This is a genomic window from Bradyrhizobium huanghuaihaiense (assembly GCF_025200885.1).
Lineage (GTDB): Bacteria > Pseudomonadota > Alphaproteobacteria > Rhizobiales > Xanthobacteraceae > Bradyrhizobium > Bradyrhizobium huanghuaihaiense.
Genome location: NZ_CP104172.1, coordinates 7,283,616 through 7,300,180 on the forward strand (window position 1 = coordinate 7,283,616; position 16,565 = coordinate 7,300,180).

The 16,565-nt window shown below is 64.8% G+C and carries 15 protein-coding genes; 5 read left to right on the forward strand and 10 right to left on the reverse strand.

Going from position 1 to position 16,565, the window contains the following annotated elements:
- Nucleotides 1-131: 131 nt before the first annotated feature.
- The 4 genes from N2603_RS34400 to N2603_RS34415 form a co-directional block, all read right to left on the reverse strand.
- Nucleotides 132-731, reverse strand: coding sequence for a TetR/AcrR family transcriptional regulator (locus N2603_RS34400; protein WP_018645294.1), 600 nt, complete (start codon nt 729-731; stop codon nt 132-134).
- 33 nt (nt 732-764) lie between these two features.
- The gene (locus N2603_RS34405) at nt 765-3,902 is read right to left on the reverse strand and encodes an efflux RND transporter permease subunit (protein WP_018645295.1); all 3,138 of its coding nucleotides are present in this window, start codon (nt 3,900-3,902) and stop codon (nt 765-767) included.
- A gap of 262 nt (nt 3,903-4,164) precedes the next feature.
- Nucleotides 4,165-5,271: an efflux RND transporter periplasmic adaptor subunit gene (locus N2603_RS34410; protein ID WP_260385620.1), complete on the reverse strand. Its 1,107-nt coding sequence runs from the start codon at nt 5,269-5,271 to the stop codon at nt 4,165-4,167.
- Between the two features lie 321 nt (nt 5,272-5,592).
- Nucleotides 5,593-6,924 carry an MFS transporter gene (locus N2603_RS34415; RefSeq protein ID WP_018645297.1) on the reverse strand — a complete coding sequence of 444 codons (1,332 nt, stop codon included), beginning with the start codon at nt 6,922-6,924 and terminating at the stop codon, nt 5,593-5,595.
- A gap of 81 nt (nt 6,925-7,005) precedes the next feature.
- Here N2603_RS34415 and N2603_RS34420 point away from each other — a divergent pair, with 81 nt between their 5' ends.
- Nucleotides 7,006-7,470, forward strand: a complete 465-nt coding sequence (locus N2603_RS34420; RefSeq protein WP_260424322.1) for a ribosomal maturation YjgA family protein — start codon at nt 7,006-7,008, stop codon at nt 7,468-7,470.
- Here N2603_RS34420 and N2603_RS34425 read toward each other — a convergent pair.
- A complete protein-coding gene (locus tag N2603_RS34425) occupies nt 7,436-8,470 on the reverse strand; it encodes a LacI family DNA-binding transcriptional regulator (protein WP_260385621.1) in 1,035 nt (344 codons plus the stop codon). The genes N2603_RS34420 and N2603_RS34425 overlap by 35 nt on opposite strands.
- Nucleotides 8,471-8,658: 188 nt before the next feature.
- Here N2603_RS34425 and N2603_RS34430 point away from each other — a divergent pair, with 188 nt between their 5' ends.
- Nucleotides 8,659-9,579 carry an NAD(P)-dependent oxidoreductase gene (locus N2603_RS34430; RefSeq protein ID WP_260385622.1) on the forward strand — a complete coding sequence of 307 codons (921 nt, stop codon included), beginning with the start codon at nt 8,659-8,661 and terminating at the stop codon, nt 9,577-9,579.
- A gap of 15 nt (nt 9,580-9,594) precedes the next feature.
- Here the strand turns inward: N2603_RS34430 and N2603_RS34435 are convergent, their stop codons facing one another.
- The 3 genes from N2603_RS34435 to N2603_RS34445 form a co-directional block, all read right to left on the reverse strand.
- The gene (locus tag N2603_RS34435) at nt 9,595-10,761 is read right to left on the reverse strand and encodes a winged helix-turn-helix domain-containing protein (protein WP_260385623.1); all 1,167 of its coding nucleotides are present in this window, start codon (nt 10,759-10,761) and stop codon (nt 9,595-9,597) included.
- Nucleotides 10,762-10,877: 116 nt separating this feature from the next.
- A complete protein-coding gene (locus tag N2603_RS34440) occupies nt 10,878-11,132 on the reverse strand; it encodes a hypothetical protein (RefSeq protein ID WP_260385624.1) in 255 nt (84 codons plus the stop codon).
- 120 nt (nt 11,133-11,252) lie between these two features.
- Nucleotides 11,253-11,498, reverse strand: coding sequence for a hypothetical protein (locus tag N2603_RS34445; RefSeq protein ID WP_018645303.1), 246 nt, complete (start codon nt 11,496-11,498; stop codon nt 11,253-11,255).
- Nucleotides 11,499-11,979: 481 nt separating this feature from the next.
- Between N2603_RS34445 and N2603_RS34450 the strand changes: the two genes are divergently transcribed.
- Complete coding sequence (locus tag N2603_RS34450) at nt 11,980-12,621, forward strand: OmpA family protein (RefSeq protein ID WP_260385625.1); 642 nt, start codon at nt 11,980-11,982, stop codon at nt 12,619-12,621.
- A 63-nt stretch (nt 12,622-12,684) separates the two neighbouring features.
- On the opposite strand, the gene N2603_RS34455 is transcribed toward N2603_RS34450, so the two are convergent.
- Nucleotides 12,685-13,965 (reverse strand): phospholipid carrier-dependent glycosyltransferase, encoded by a 1,281-nt coding sequence (locus N2603_RS34455; RefSeq protein ID WP_260424323.1) that lies wholly within the window; start codon nt 13,963-13,965, stop codon nt 12,685-12,687.
- Between the two features lie 200 nt (nt 13,966-14,165).
- On the opposite strand from N2603_RS34455, the gene N2603_RS34460 reads away from it, so the two are divergent.
- Both N2603_RS34460 and N2603_RS34465 read left to right on the forward strand, forming a co-directional pair.
- Complete coding sequence (locus tag N2603_RS34460; RefSeq protein ID WP_260385626.1) at nt 14,166-14,867, forward strand: FecR family protein; 702 nt, start codon at nt 14,166-14,168, stop codon at nt 14,865-14,867.
- Between the two features lie 2 nt (nt 14,868-14,869).
- A complete protein-coding gene (locus N2603_RS34465) occupies nt 14,870-16,003 on the forward strand; it encodes a hypothetical protein (protein WP_260385627.1) in 1,134 nt (377 codons plus the stop codon).
- Between the two features lie 68 nt (nt 16,004-16,071).
- Here N2603_RS34465 and N2603_RS34470 read toward each other — a convergent pair whose 3' ends face one another.
- Nucleotides 16,072-16,560 carry a VOC family protein gene (locus tag N2603_RS34470; protein WP_018645308.1) on the reverse strand — a complete coding sequence of 163 codons (489 nt, stop codon included), beginning with the start codon at nt 16,558-16,560 and terminating at the stop codon, nt 16,072-16,074.
- Nucleotides 16,561-16,565 lie beyond the last annotated feature (5 nt).

A 16,565-nucleotide genomic window follows, 5' to 3' on the forward strand; every position in this document is an offset into this window, starting at 1 on the left:
CCAGAATCCCTCCGCGGAGACAGTCTGGATTGCTTCGCTACGCTCGCAATGACGGAGTTTGTTGATCCGTCCTTTGCCGCCATCCTCTGCCGGGCGGCAAACCAACTTATAGGGAAAAATGGGCCGCCCTGTCAGTGGCGCGGCGACAGACCCGCGATGACGAAATCGATCATCTGGTCGATGGTCGGGCCCGGCTTGGTGGCGCACTGGGCGATCATCTGGGGGTGGAAGAAGCGAATCATCGCGGTGCAGGCGCACAGCGAGGCCAGTTGCAGGTCGGGCGCCTCGAACTCGCCGGAGGCCACCCCTTGCGCGATCATCTGGCCGATCACGCCCGCGATGCACTCCATATGGGCGACGCAGACGTCCCAGTCCTCCTCCATCGCGATCGCGACCATCTCGTGCAGCTTGTTGTCGCCGACATAGCGCTCGGTGTTCATGCGGTGGATGGTGGTGAGCAGCTCCCGGAAGCGCGGCAGCACCGGACCGGGCCGGGTCACTATCCGCTGCGCCTCCAGTTCGACCTCGCCCATCAGGCCCCGCGCCACCGCCTGGTGAATCGCCTTCTTCGACTCGAAGAAGCGATAGACGTTGGCGGGGCTCATCCTGAGCTCCTTGGCGATGTCGCCGACCGTGGTCTTCTGGTAGCCGATCACACGGAACAGCCGCTCGGCCACCTCGAGGATACGATCCCGGGTGTCGACTTCGATATGTTCCGAAACAAGGGCCATCAGTCAGGACTCGTTGGTCAGCAGTCTTCTCATCTATTCAGCCGCTTCGGCAAGCGGAATTGCGTGCTCGTCATCGCTCCCATGCTGCGGCGCGGCAGGCTGCTCGGGGGTACCCGCCTCGTCCAGGCTCTTCCGGAACCACAGGGCATAGAGGCCCGGCAGGTACAGCAGCGTCAGGAACGTCGCGACAAACAGGCCTCCCATGATCGTGATCGCCATCGGGCCCCAGAAAGCCGAGCGCGACAGCGGGATCATGGCGAGGATGGCGGCGAGCGCCGTCAGCACCACCGGCCGGGCCCGGCGGACGGTCGCCTCCACGATCGCCTCGCGGCGGGTCAGGCCGTGGCTGACGTCGGTCTCGATCTGGTCGACCAGGATGACCGCGTTGCGCATGATCATGCCGGCGAGCGCGATCAGGCCGAGCAGCGCCACGAAGCCGAACGGGGCGTTGGCGACGTTGAGGCCGAAGGAGGCGCCGACGATGCCGAGCGGCGCGGTCAGGAACACCAGGATCAGGCGCGAGAAGCTCTGCAGCTGGATCATCAGCAGCGTCAGCATCACCATGACCATCACCGGGAAGAGGATGAAGATCGAGGCGTTGCCCTTGGCGGATTCCTCGAACGCGCCGCCGGCTTCGATCCGGTAGGCCGGCTCGAGGTGGTCCTTGATCGCCTTCAGCTTCGGCGTGATCTGGTTGGTCACGTCGGGCGCCTGCACGCCGTCGACGACGTCGGAGCGCACGGTGATCGCCATGTCGCGGTTACGCCGCCACATGATCGGCTCCTCGTGGGCATATTCGATCTTGGCAATCTGTTGCAGCGGCACGGCAACGCCATTGCGCGAGGTGATGGTGAGATCGCCGACGCCGCCGAGGTCGAGACGCTCGGACGGGATCGCACGGGCGACCACACCGACCTTCTCGATGCCGTCACGCACGGTGGTGACCTGCGAGCCCGAGATCAGCATTGCGAGCGCCTGCGAGACGTCCTGCGGGGTCAGGCCCATGGCGCGGGCGCGATCCTGGTCGACGACGAGCTTCAGGTAGGGCGACTGCTCGTTCCAGTCGAGCTGGACATCCTTGACGCTCTTGTTCTGGCGCATGACGTCGCGAACCTGGTAGGCGATCTCGCGCACCTTGTTGGCGTCGGGGCCGATCACGCGGAACTGGACGGGGAAGCCGACCGGCGGACCGAAGTTGAAGCGGTCGACACGGACGCGCGCCTCGGACAGGAAGCCATCGGCAGCCGCGCCCTCGATCTTGGCCTTGATGCGCTCGCGCGCCTCGACGCCCTTGGCGACGATGACGATCTCGGCAAAGGCCTCGTTCGGGAGCTGCGGGTTGAGGCCGAGCCAGAAGCGCGGCGAGCCCTGGCCGACATAGGACGTATAGGTCTCGATGTCCTTGTCGTCCTTGAGCAGCGTCTCGGCCTTCTTGACCGACTTCTCGGTGACGTTGAAGGCGGTGCCCTCAGGCAGGCGGAGCTGGAGGAACAGCTCGGGCCGCTCCGACAGCGGGAAGAACTGCTGCTGGACATGGCCGAAGCCGACGATCGAGGCAATGAATACGCCGACGGTCGCGACCACCACGGTGATGCGGTGGTTGACGCACCATTGCACGATGGCGCGCAGGCCCCGATACATGCGGGTCTCGTAGACCGCGTGCGGGTCGTGGTTGTGGTGCGCCTTCATCTCCGGGAGCAGCTTGACGCCGATATAGGGCGTGAAGATCACCGCGACGAACCAGGAGGCGACCAGCGCGATCGCCACGATCCAGAAGATGCTGCCGGCATATTCGCCGACCGCCGAATTGGCAAAGCCGATGGGGAGGAAGCCAGCGGCCGTGACCAGCGTTCCCGTGAGCATCGGAAACGCAGTGGATTCCCAGGCAAAGGACGCAGCCCGCATGCGATCCCAGCCCTGCTCCATCTTCACCACCATCATCTCGACCGCGATGATGGCGTCGTCGACGAGCAGGCCGAGCGCGATGATCAGCGCGCCGAGCGTGATGCGGTGCAAGTCGAGCGACATCATGTTCATGACGATGAAGACGATGCCGAGCACCAGCGGCACCGACAGCGCGACCACGATGCCGGTGCGCCAGCCGAGCGCCAGGAACGAGACGAACAGCACGATGACGAGCGCTTCCATGAAGGAGTGCACGAACTCGCCGACGGCGTGCTCGACCACCTTGGGCTGGTCGGCGATCAGCTTGACGTCGATGCCCTGCGGCACGGCCTTCATGAACTCGGCCGTGGCCTTCTCGACCTCCTTGCCGAGCTCGAGGATGTTGGCACCCTTGGCGGTGACGACGCCGATGCCGATGGCGGCCTTGCCTTCCTGGCGGACGACGAAGCTCGGCGGATCGACATAGCCATGGGTGACGGTGGCGATATCACCGAGGCGGAACACGCGGCCGTTGCTCTCGACCGGGGTCTCGGCGACAGCCTTGGCGCCATCGAGCGCGCCGGTGACGCGCAGCGGCACGCGCTGCGAGGAGGTCTCGACCGTGCCGGCCGGGGTCACATTATTCTGCTTGGCGAGCGAATCGAACAGCGCCTGCGGCGTGATGCCGAGGGTGGCGAGCTTGGCGTGACTGAACTCGACGAAGATGCGCTCATCCTGATTGCCGTAGACGTCGACCTTGGTGACGCCGGGCACCTTCAGCAGGCGCTGGCGAAAACCTTCGGAGACCTTCTTGAGCTGGGCATAGTCGGCGCCGTCGCCGGTCATCATGTAGAGGATGGAATCGACGTCGGAGAACTCGTCGTTGACGACCGGCCCGAGGATGCCGGACGGCAGCTGGCCCTGCACGTCGACCAGCTTCTTGCGCAGGAGATAGAAGAGATAGGGCACGTCCTTCGGCGGCGTCGAGTCGCGGAAGGTGACCTGGAGCGCAGTGAAGGCCGGCTTGGAATAGGTCTGCACCTTCTCGAAATAGGGCAGCTCCTGGATCTTCTTCTCGATGGGGTCGGCGACCTGGGTCTGCATCTCCTGCGCGGTCGCGCCGGGCCAGATGACGGAGACGTTGACCACCTTCACCGTGAAGAACGGATCCTCGGCGCGGCCGAGCTTCTCATAGGAGAAGAAGCCGGCGACGCCGAGCACGAGCATCAGGAAGAGAACCAGCGTCGGATGGCTGACGGCCCAGGCCGAAAGGTTGAAGCGCTTCATCGCTCTCTCCGAAAAGACGATCCAGTTGCAAACAACGACAGCCGCTCTGTTCAAACCGTCGTCGCGAGGCAGCGAAGCAATCCAGGGGGCTGGGCAGATTCTGGATCGCTTCGCCGCTTCAGCCTTTGCTTAGGGACAAAGGCCGAAACTCACCTCACACGACGTAACTCACTTCTCGTGTCATTCCGGGGCGCCCGCAGGGCGAACCCGGAATCTCGAGATTCCGGGTCTGGCCCTTCGGACCATCCCGGAATGACAGGAACTAGAAACTCAATGACGACACGACCCGCACCCGCTGGCCCGGATCGAGCTTCTGCACGCCGAGGGCGACGATCTTGGCGCCCTCGTCGACACCGCCGGTGATGACGACGTCGTTGCTCTCGTAGGACTTCACCGTCACCGGCTTGAGCGTGACCGCGCCGTTGTCGTCGACGACGTAGAAGGACGGCTTGCCGCCTTCGTTGAACAGCGCCGACAGCGGCAGCCGCGCGACGCGCTCGGTGGCGGCGTCCGACAGCGTCAACGTCGCGGTCATGCCGAGCGCAACCTTGTCGTCGGCCTCGGGCAGCGAGAATTTTGCAAGATAGGTGCGCGTGGCCGGATCGGCGGCCGGCGCGATCTCGCGCAGCTTCGCCGCGTACTTCTTGTCCGGCTCCGACCAAAGAGTGACGCTGGCGACGCCCGACTTGGCGCGTCCAACCAGCGTCTCAGGGATCGCGACGACCGCTTCCTTTTCGGCAAAGCGGGCGACACGGATCGAAGCCTGGCCCGCGGCGACCACCTGGCCGGGCTCGATCAGCGTTGCGGTGACGACGCCACGGGCGTCGGCAGCAAGCGTCGCGTAGGAAAGGGAATTCTTGCTCAGCTCGAGCGCGCGCTCGGCGCGGTTCAGGCGGGCGCGCGCCTCGTCGGCGGAAGCACGACTCGAATCCATCTGCGCGTCGGTGGTCCAGCCCTTGGCCTTCAAATCCTTGGCGCGCTGCTCGGCGGCGGCGGCCTGGGCCAGCACGCCGGTCGCAGCGGTTTGCTCCGCCAGGGCCTGCTCGGCCTGGAGCTTCAGGTCGACCTCGTCGAGGGTGGCGAGCGGCTGGCCGATCTCGACGGTCTGGCCGACTTCCACGAGACGTTTTGCAACTTTACCGGCGACGCGGAAGCCCAGGTCACTCTCGATGCGGGGCCGGACGGTGCCGACGAAGCTCCGCTCGGGGGTCTCGGCGTCATAATGGGCGGTCGCGACCAGAACCGGCCGCGGCGGCTCGGCCTTTTCGGCGACGGTGTCATTGCACCCGGCCAGGGTGGCGGCCATCAGGGCCAGCGACACACCCGCCAAGAGCTTGGAATAGCTGGACAAAACGGACCGGACGAACATCGGAGGACACTCCTGCGGCTGCAATGAGAGGAATGTCGACTAATCACTGATAAAAGTCAATAATCGTCAGTCATCAGGAAAGCGTGATCGTTAAGGGGTGGTAAGGATTGGAGGATGGTTGCCAGGAAGGTGCGATTGTAGGGTGGGAGGAGGCCCGTAGACCCGGATGGAACGCGGCGCAATCCTGGGCCTCGGGCGAGATACCGTAGGGTGGACAAAGGCGCGTAGCGCCGTGCCCACCATCTCTCATTTGAGGATCACAATAGCGGTCTGGTGGGCACGCTGCGCTTTGCCCACCCTACGGGACCGTTCACTCGGCTCTCACCGCCCCTGTCCGGCGAACTCGTGCTTGGTGTCGTGGCCGCCCACAAACACCAGGATGCCGGCGAGCAGAGGCAGGACCGCGAGGACGAGCAGACCGGTCGAGGTCTGCCCCGTGGCCTCCTTGACCCAGCCGATCAGATACGGACCGCCGAAGCCGGCGAGATTACCGATCGAGTTGATCAGCGCGATGGCGCCGGCGGCGGCCGTGCCGGAGAGCCAGGCGGTCGGCAGCGTCCAGAACACGCCGAAGCAGCAGAACACGCCGATCGCGGCCACCGTCAGCGCCACCATCGTCGCCGTAGGATCGGTGAGATAGGAGGAGACGCCGAGCGCGACCGCCGTGAGCAGCAGCGGCGCGCCGACATGCATCACGCGCTCGCGCGTCGCATCGGAATGCCGCGCCCACAGGATCATGGCGATGGTGCCGAACAGATACGGAATCGCGGTGACGAAGCCGGTCTGCGCGTTGGTGAGGCCGAACGCCTTGACGATCTGCGGCAGCCAGAACTGCATGCCGTAGAGCGCGCCGACGAAGCCGAAATAGATCAGGCTGAGTGCGATCACCTTCGGCGAGGACAACGCCTCGCCGAGCGAGAGATGCTTCACCGCCTGCTTGGCCGCGATCTCCGAATCGAGCTTCGCCTTGAGCCAGGCCTTCTGCTCGGCCGAGAGCCAGTCCGCCTTCTCCGGCTTGTCGGTGAGATAGAACCAGGTGACGATGCCGAGCAGCACGGACGGAATGCCCTCGATGATGAACAGCCACTGCCATCCCCTCAGCCCCATCAAACCGTCGAGCCCGAGCAGCAGGCCCGAGATCGGCGCGCCGATCACGGTCGAGACCGGCACCGCGACGGCGAAGGCGGCGAGGAAGCGGGCGCGATACTCGGCCGGATACCAATAGGTGAGATAGAGGATGATGCCGGGGAAGAAGCCGGCTTCGGCGACGCCGAGCAGGAAACGCAGGACGTAGAAGCTGGTCACGCCGCTGACCATGGCCATCAAGGCGGAGATGATGCCCCAGGTCACCATGATGCGGGCGATCCAGCGGCTGGCGCCGAACTTCTCCAGCGCCAGATTGCTCGGCACCTCGAAGATGAAATAGCCGATGAAGAAGATGCCGGCGCCCCAGGAGAAGATCAGCGGCGTGAACTTCAGCTCCGCGTTCATGGTCAGCGCGGCGAAGCCGAGATTGACGCGGTCGAGGTAGGAGAAGAAGTAGGCCAGCACCAGGAACGGAATCAGGCGCCAGGAGATAGCGCGGATCGTCGAGATCTCGATTTCGCTCTTGGCGGCGCCGGCGGAACCGGCATAGGTCGTGGTCTGGCTCATGGCTTTCCCCCCGGGGTTGTTGCTTTTATGGGCTGGCTCGCGGTTTTCCGCATTGCGGGCAAAGAGTCAATGGAGCGAGCAATGCACGGGACGCAACCAGTCAACTCCATTGCACCGCTCCGGACATCGCTGACCCGCGCCGGCCTCGCGCTGGTCGTGATCGCGTGCGGGCTGTCCCTACGCTGGTACGGTTTTCCGCTTGGCCTCCCCGCCTTCGTGGTGAAGTACGGCGGCTCGCTGCTGTGGGCGACGATGGTGTTCTTGCTGGTCGGAGTTTTGCTGCCACGGCTGACGCGGACGCAACTCGCAGCCATCGCGGTGTTGATCGCGATCGTCGTGGAATTCTCCCGGCTGGTGCATGTGCCGTGGCTCGATGCCTTTCGACTCACGACGGCGGGCGCGCTTTTGCTCGGACGGATATTTTCGCTGTGGAATCTGGTGGCCTATGCGATCGGGATCGTGTTCGGCGTTGGGCTGGACCGTCTGGCCGACATGCGGAGGGTGAGCCCGCTCAATTCGCAAACGGCCGGCTCGACCCGCGAATGATCAACTGCGTCGGCACGGTGAGACCACGGCCGCGCTCGATCTCATCGCCGCGCATCCGCTCCAGCAGCATGGTCGCGGCGTGGCGGCCCATGGCCGCCAGATCCCACGCGATTGCCGTGATGGGCGGCGTGTGCAATTCGGCGAGATCGGAATCGCTGCCGGCCACCACTGAAATCCCGTCGCCGACGGCAACGCCCATGGTCCGCAGGGCGCGCAGACAGCCGCCGAGCATGTCCATTGCCGCGACGAAGAGCGCTGTCGGGCGCTCCGCGAGACTCATGAGCGACGCCGTCGCCCGATAGGCGTCTTCGCTCGAGAGCACATCGTCTCGCAACAGCCTCGGGTCCGGCGCGATGCCCGCCGCCGCATGCGCCGCGCGAAAACCCTCCAGGCGGCTTCGCGACGGAAAGGCGTTGAGGTCGCCGACCAGCATGGCGATCCGCCGGTGCCGGAGATCGAGCAGATGGCTCGTCGCCAGGCGCGCGCCCTCGCGATGATCGGCCGTCACGCGATCGAGCGCCTCGATGCGATCGCGGTCGATGAGCAGCACCGGCATCGGCGACTCCGACAGCGCCGCGCGCACATCTGGATGCTGCTCGTCGCTCAGCGTCATCATCACCCCGTCCACCCGGCGCCTGCGGAAGGCACGCAGCAAGGCGATCTCGACGTCGGGGCGGTTGGTCGTGCTCGCCAGCAGCAAGGTGTAGCCGGCCTCGCGCAGGACCGCCTCGGCCTCCTTGATGAACAGCGCAAAACGCGGGATGTCGAAATCCCGAATGGCGCAGGCGACGAGCCGCGACCGGCCCGCACGCATGCTCTGGGCCGTGACATCGACCTCATAGCCGAGATGGGCCATGGCCTTTTCGACGCGCTCGCGCAGCTCCGCGGTCACCGCGGGATGATCATTGAGTACGCGGGATACGGTCCCAACCGCGACACCGGCCTCCCGGGCGACGTCCTTGACCTTCACGGTTGGCGATCGGCGAGCGTGTGATGGCATGCCGTTATATGAACCGGTTCACCACTCCGGACAAGGTCGATCTGGCCATTTTTGCCGCATATCTAGCCATTACGCACTAACAATGACCGTGAGCGCTCAAACCATGTATGAACCGGTTCATTGACTCCTCTAGCGAACCCGGCACAATGGCCGTCGGCGGTGAAACGCCGCGCAAGGAGGCTCCAGCCATGCCGCAGCCCAAGATCGCCTTTGTCGGCTTTGGCGAGGCCGCGCGATGCTTTGCATCGCATCTTGCGGCGCAGACCGGTGCACCGATGGTCGCGTTCTGCCAGGGCAAGACCAATGCACCGCCCTACTCCCAGGCTTTTCGTGCGATGGCGGCCGGTTGTGGCGTCACGCTGGTCGACCGGCTCGAGGACCTGTCGGACGCGGACGTGATCTTTTCCGCCGTGGTCGTTGCTGTCGCGCCCAAGATGGGCGAGGCCATCTCCAAGGTCGTTCGTCCCGGCTGCCTCGTGGTGGACATCAACGCCGCGACCCCGCGAACGAAGAAGAGAATAGCCGAAGCCGTGGAGGCACGCGGCGGACTGTTCGCGGACGCGAACCTGATGGGGTCGGTCGACCTCTATGGCGCCGCGGTCACGCTCTACACGTCCGGCAGCGGTGCCGAGCGCTTCGCAGAAGCGTTCAGGCCACTCGGCTTCCGTATCGAGGTCGCGGGCCCCGAAGCCGGCACGGCAGCGGCCGTGAAGATGCTGCGAAGCGTGGTGACGAAAGGCATGGAGGCGCTGCTGGTCGAGGCGCTGACCGCCGCAACGCTCGCCGGCGTGCGCGATGAAACCATGCGCGGACTTTGCACGTCGATGGACGCCACCACGTTCAGCAAGTTCCTGGACATGTGCGTCCGCTCCGACGTGCTGCACGCCGAACGCCGCGCGGTGGAAATGGATGGCGTAGCCGCAGGCTTGCGGGAATTGGGTTTCGATCCCCTGATGGCCACCGCCACGGTGGCGCGCTTGAAGCTCTCCGCGCGGCTGGGCCTGCGGGACGAATTTGCGCAACGGTCCAGCTATTCGGCCGAGGAGGTGCTGGACCGATATGCGCATGTCGTAGCTAGCGGATCGGGTGAGCTCGAAGAGCGACCGTAGACAGGACGACGCGGTTCACTCCGCGAGTTGAAATTGCGCAAAGCGGTGCAGCTCTTCCTCGATCACTCGTTTCAAGTCCTTGCGCCCCGCCGTCTTCTTGCCCTGCCCGACCCAGGTCCATTTCTGCATCAACAGCTTCTTTGCCTGCCGGTCGGTCTTGAGGTCGAGCGCGGCGACGATCTCCTCGCCGACCAGCACCGGCAGCGCGAAATAGCCGAGCTTGCGCTTGGCCTTCGGCACGTAGGCCTCGAACAGATGGTTGTAGCCGAAGATGAGGTTGGTGCGCTTGCGCTGGATGATCAGGGGGTCGAACGGCGAGAGGATGTGGACGAGATCGGGCGATGGCCCCTCGCCGCCCTCCTCCAGCACCGCGGGCTGCGCCCAATGCTCCTGCTTGCCGGCACCCTCGATCGCGGCCGGGATGAGCTCGCCGCGGCGAACGCGCGTGGCGATCATGCCCGCGACGGCCTTCTTGCGCGGCGCGTCGAGATGGCAGATCGAATCCAGGCTGACGACGCCCTGTGAGCGCAGCGCGCGGTCGAGCAGATAGGCCGTGATGTCCTTGTTCGAGGCCGGCTTCGGCAGCTTGTCCCAGCCGAAATGGCGCGTCATCAGCTCATAGGTCTTGAGCATGCCCTGGCGCTCGCTGATGGTCGCAACGCCGGTGTAGAAGGCGAGCTGCAACGCCCGCTTCGAAGGCTTGCGGCTCTGCCAAAGGTGCTCCTTCTCGGTGAGCACGTCGTCCTCGATATCGCGGATCGTCAGCGGGCCGGCGCGCAGCAGCCGCATCACCTTGCGCGTGTCGGCCGGCTTGACCGAGGCGTACCATTTGTGGCCCTCGCGGCGGTGCTCGCGCATCGCCGGGCGGAAGAAGCGGAAGTCGGCGGCCGGGATGTAAGAGAGCGCATGGGTCCAGTATTCGAACACGCTTTTGTCGGCGCTCTGGGCCTGGCGCAGATCGGCGCGGCGATAGGACGGGATGCGGCTGAACAGGATGTGATGGTGGCAGCGCTCGATGACATTGATGGTGTCGATCTGGACATAGCCGAGATGAGCGACCGTGTCGGCGACGGCCTGCGGCCCCTCGCCGAACGGGGTGCGCTCATCCAGCCGCTGGGCATGCAGCCAGATCTGCCGGGCCTGTGTCGTGGTGAGGGAGAGAGGTTTGGGCGCGCGGGACATTGCAGGACACAATGTAGCGGGATTCGCGCCAAGAGAAAGAACGGGGCAAAGCAGCCGTCAAAGAAAAAGCCGCGCTGCCATCTGCTGACAGCGCGGCTGGATGGCGCGCGGCGCGCCTATTTCATCGACATCGCCTTCTGCGACTTCATGTAGTGCGCGCAGGCGCTCTTCATCTTGCCGTTGCTCATGTCGGTGTTGGCCATGGCCATTTCCTTGTTGGCTGCCATCTTGGCCGGCGTATCGGGTGTGCCGCCCATCATGGCGGCGGTCTTCATCATGTTGTCCTTGGTGCACGCCATCATGGCGGCGGATGCGGGGGACAGCGAAAGAGTGAACGCGACAAAGGCTGCGGCCGTGAGCAAGATCTTCATCAAAAGTCTCCTCCGTAAAACGAAACCGGCGTCATGCCGGCCTTCGCAATTACGTATTCTCTCGCGCGGACGTTTCGCGGAGAAGACAATTTTCTTGCTGCGGTGCGAAGGCGGAAGCGGTCAACGACTGTCCTTCGGCGGCCCGGACCGGTCTCCGAGGCTGCCCGTGGCAACGTCCGGCTCACACAACGCCTTGCCGCGCCCCTCGGCCTGGCAGCGATAGACGCTGCCGGTGAGACGGTCGACCAGCCACATGTTCTCTTCGGTCGGCGCTCCGAGGCCGACATAGCGGGAGGTGAGGCCCGTGATCAGCGTCGACAGCAGGATCGCCAGCGCGATCATCGCCGCGCCGATATAGATAGGCATGGAGCTCAGGGACACAGTCCGATCGGGCAGGCCACTGCGATAGGATTGATAGTCACTCGGCCTCGGCACTGGACGGTACTCGGCTCCCCTCATTCGCTCTCGTCGGATAACGTGTCCTGCTAGGCATGCATCTGGCCGAAAAATTGTTCGCAGACTGGCCATCGCGCGACGGCTTTGCGACGATCGGTGAGCACAGGTTTCGTCATGTGAACCGGCCTTGCGGGTCGCGGCCGCTATCCATGGTGATCTGGGTCACGCCAGGACAACCGCAGCTCGAACCTGCGTCGGGAAGGATGCGACCTCTCCTCTTCCCGCGCTCGCGCTCGTCCCGGACGGCTGGGCCGTCATGCGCCAGAAAACCGCCGATCGCGCCAGAATGGCCTCTCCTTCCACCGTGACCAAGATCACACTTTGGGTTTTGAACCTCCCCTATGCTCGCAGCATCAAATCGCCATCAGGCGTTACAGCGAGGAATACGACAATGACCCGTTTTGATAGGTTTTTTGGACTGAAGGCGATCACGCTCTCGGCGGCGCTGTCGATGACGGCGGGCCTGGCTCTGGCCGGCGACAACAACGTCTCCACCGACAAGATCCTGGATGCGCTGAAGCCGAAGCCGGTGACCCGCGGCCTGTCCGTCGGTCCGCAGGCCGATCCGACCGCGCAGGCCAAGGAAGCGACATTCCTGAACACGGTGCGCAACCGCTCGACCCGGTCGCTCTCGACGGGCGAGCGCGAGCAGATCGCCGAGCTCGCGGCGACCAAGCCGAAGATCGATCTGGAGATCCAGTTCGACTACAACTCGGCCGACATCGCCAAGACCTCGGTGCCATCGGTGCAGGCGCTCGGCAAGGCGCTGTCCGACCCGGCGCTGAAGGGCTCGACCTTCGTGGTCGCCGGCCACACCGATGCGATCGGCGGCGAAGAGTATAATCAGGGCCTCTCCGAACGGCGCGCCGATACCATCAAGAAGTACCTGGTGCAGAACTACGGCCTCAACGGCACCGATCTCGTCACCGTCGGCTACGGCAAGACCAAGCTGAAGGATACGGCCAACGGCGCCGACCCGATCAACCGCCGCGTCCAGGTCGTGAACATGGACACCAAGACCGCGTCGAAATGAGCTGAGATGTAACTGCCAATCAACAAGCCGCCTGCCGCTCGAACGGCAGGCGGCTTTCCGTTGTCAGATCCAACTCTGGAACAGCATCAGCCGATTGAACGTCTGCATCGACGTGCCGATGAAGGCTGCCGAGATCGGCAGCATGACCGCAAACCCGATCGCCGCGATGCCGACATAGACCCACAGCAGCCAGCGCGGCATGCCGCCCCGGCGCAAGACGTAGACCAGTGCAAGCGACGCCGCGGTCGCGGCCGGCAGGTAGTAGTAGATGAATCCCAGCGTGCGCGGCAGCAACGCCCAGGCAAGCCATGGGCCGAAGTAGAACGCCGCGATCAGAAACGCATCCCACCGGCGCGCGACGATGAAATCGCGCAGCACGACGGCGAGCGCAGCCAGCGCCGGCCACGCCACCAGAGGATTGCCGAGGAAGACGATCGCGGAGATGTTGTCCTCCGCCGTCTTGTCGAACAGGAACCACACCGGACGTGCGAGCAGCGGCCAGGACGGCCACGAGCTCATATAGGTGTGCCCGGCGATCGCGGTCGTGGTGTTGTCGGCAAAGATCCGGCGCTGCGCCTCGACCAGATCAGTCAGCGACAATCCATAGAGCGGAACGAAGGCGGCGAGATAGGTCATCGCCGGCAGCACGACGAAGCAAAGCGCGACCTGGAGCGCGCTGAAGTCCGGCCAGAGATCGGGCCGGTACCAGTCGTCCGGCTTCGCATCGGCGAACAGCGTGCGCCAGCTCTGCATCAGACGGATCACCGCGACGATGGCGATGCAGACACCGAGTGGAAACAAGCCGCTCCATTTGCAGGCTGCGGCAAGACCGAACAGAGCGCCCGCGAATGCGAACAGTGCATGCGGCCGCTCCCTGCGAAAGCCATGCATGAAGGCGGCGGTCGCGAGCAGACCGAAGCCGAGCGCAAAGATGTCGAGCATCGCGATGCGCGCCTGCACGTAGAGCATCTGATTGAAGGCCGCGATCAGCGCGGCGGCGATCGCCGGCCCTTGCGCTGCGAACAGCGCGAGGCCGCACAGATAGATCGCGACGATGGCGAGTGCGCCGAACAACGTCCCGGGATAGCGCCAGGCAAACGCGTTGTCGCCGAAGGTCGCGATCGACGCCGCGATCAGCTCCTTGGCCAGCGGCGGATGCATCGGATTGAGCATCGGCTGCGACATCACGGGTGCCAGCATCTGACGCGCCGCCGGCACGTAATGCACCTCGTCGAAGACGAATTTTTCCGGCGTGGTGAGACCGATCAACAGCGCCAGATGCGCAATCAGGAAAATCGCGACAGCAATCACTGCGCTCCGCGACACCTTCGGAACCGCAGGCAATTCGAGCGTCTGTTGTGGGGCTGTTTTGCGTGGCAAATTGGCTTCACCGCGGAGAAAAAAATATTGGTTCTCGTCATTGAACGCATTCTGCCGCAACTGTCACTAAGCATTGCGCACGTCCCGCGCCGCTTGTGATAATTCCGCCACATCGCAAGCGTGCGCGATCCGGTACGATCAGGGACCCATCGATCGGTTGCGAAATGAATTTGCGTTTTTGGCTTTTCCCCACGCTGCTCACGGCCGCATTGTGCGCCGCGCCTTGCGCGCAGGCGCAGACGCGCGTCGGCGAAGCCGTCGTGATCCAGAACGAGGTGGTGCGGGTAGCTGCGACCACGACGCCGATCAATGTCGGCGACAGCATGCTGCGCGACGAGACCGTGCGCACCGGCGCCGACGGCGCGGCGCGCTTCGTCATGGCCGACAGCACCAATCTGTCGCTTGGCCCGAGCGCGACGCTGAAGCTCGACCGCACCGTCTTCAACGACGAGCACAGCTATCGCGACGTCGCGATCCGCATGACGACGGGCGCATTCCGCTTCGTCACCGGGCATTCCGAGAAGACCGCCTACAAGATCACGACGCCGCTCGCGACCATCGGCGTGCGCGGCACCACGCTCGACATCCTCTCCCAGCGCGGCCGTTCCGTCGTCGTGCTTCAGGATGGCGCCGCGAGTGTCTGCACGCTGAGCTTCCAATGCGTGCAGCTCACCCAGCCCGGCGACACCGCGATCATCACATCGACCGGCGGCAAGGTCTCCATCACCAAGACCAGCACGCCGCCCTGGACCTTCGCCGCCAACTGCGCCGCAAGCGCCGGGCTGTGCGCGGTCAACCAATATGCCGACGCCTCGCCGACCATCACGCCCGCCGTCCATGACGACGGCATGCTGTGCGGGCGCTGACGATGACGAAATTCCACTTCGGACGATTCATCCTTGCCGGCGTGCTGGCCGCCGTCGCTGCACTTGCCGTTGTCGCGCTGGACGTCCGCCCGGCTGCAGCCCAGGCGACGTGCGAGTCCGAATGCACCACCGGACCGACTCCCATACCGACCTACTCTCCCTCACCTTCGCCCTCTCCGTCGCCGATCCCCTCTCCGTCACCATCGCCGAACCCGTATCCGTCGCCGAGCCCGACACCGACCGGCGCGGATTCCAGCGGCAATTCGATTGGCGGTCTCGCCAATCAGCGCTTCAACCAGATGATCACCAACCGGGTGCTCGGCACGGTGCTGCTCGGCGTCAACGAGCAGATCAATTGCAGCGACTGCATCAGCGCGTTCGGCTCAGCCGGCTCGTTCTCGGCCGGCATCCACGGCCGCAAGGAGCTGACCAACAATCTGTCGCTGCTCGCCGGCATCGCCTACACGCAATACAACGAGGGCGGCTACAAGATCACCAGCGCGCCGATCGGCGCTTTCGCGCTGCGCTATGACTTCACCGATTGGGGCTCCTCGCGCCCGTTCTTCGACATCGGCACCATCCTGACGCCATGGGAGAAGGCGCGCTATACCCGCAGCTACGACACCAGCCTCGGCCCGGTGAGCGTCACGAGCTCGACCAACGCTTCGAACTACGCGGTCTACGGCCGTGCCGGCTGGATGAGCCGCGTGTCACCGCGCGACGAGGTCGCAGCCTCGATCGAGGTCTGGCAGCTCTGGCAACGTGTCTCCGGCTATAGCGACAATGCGGTGGCGTTCAATCCATTCGACGCCAGCATCGCTGATGGCACCGACCGCACCAGCCTCGTCAAGATCGGCGGCCAGTGGACGCATCTGTTCGGCAGCAACATCGAGACCAACATCAACGGCGGCTGGGTGCAGTCGTTCGCCAGCCGCAGCGGCATCGTCGCCACGGTGACCGGCAACGGCACGGTGGTGCCGACCATGGGCAACCAGGGCTGGTTCGAATATGGCGGCCGCCTCGGCTTCCGCGTGCAGAAGGGCTGGATCGTGGACCTGTTCGCCAACGGCACGCTGGGCCCGCAGCCGGTCGGCAACACGATTCACGGCGGCGTGGGGCTGAGGATTAATTATTAGCGGCGGGCACGGTCTCGTAGGGTGGGTTACGCCTTCGGCTAACCCACCCTACGGCACCTGTGCTGACGTCACGCCGCCGACTTGCCCTCGAAGGCTCGCCGCAAGACTTCGGCGTCCAGCTTCACCATCTTCATCATGGCCTGCATCGCGCGCGCGGCGGCGGCCTTGTCCGGGCTCGACAAAAATTCGAACATCACCTTCGGCACCACCTGCCAGGCCACGCCCCAGCGATCCCTGAGCCAGCCGCACTGCTCCGCCTTGCCGCCATGGGCGAGGAACGCGCTCCAGACGCTGTCGACCTGGGCCTGGTCGTCGCAATGGATCATCAGCGAGATCGCGTGGGTGTACTCCATCTTCATGCCGCCGTTGAGCGCGACCAGGGGCTGCCCGGCCACCGTGAACTCGACGACGAGCACGGAGCCCGTCTTGCCGGACGGGCCGTCCGAAACATTTCGCTGAACGTGCGTGATCTCGGAATTCGGCACCAGCGACGTGTAGAACTTCGCAGCTTCCTCGGCATCGCCGTTGAACCACATGCAGGGCACGAGCTTGGACATCGTGA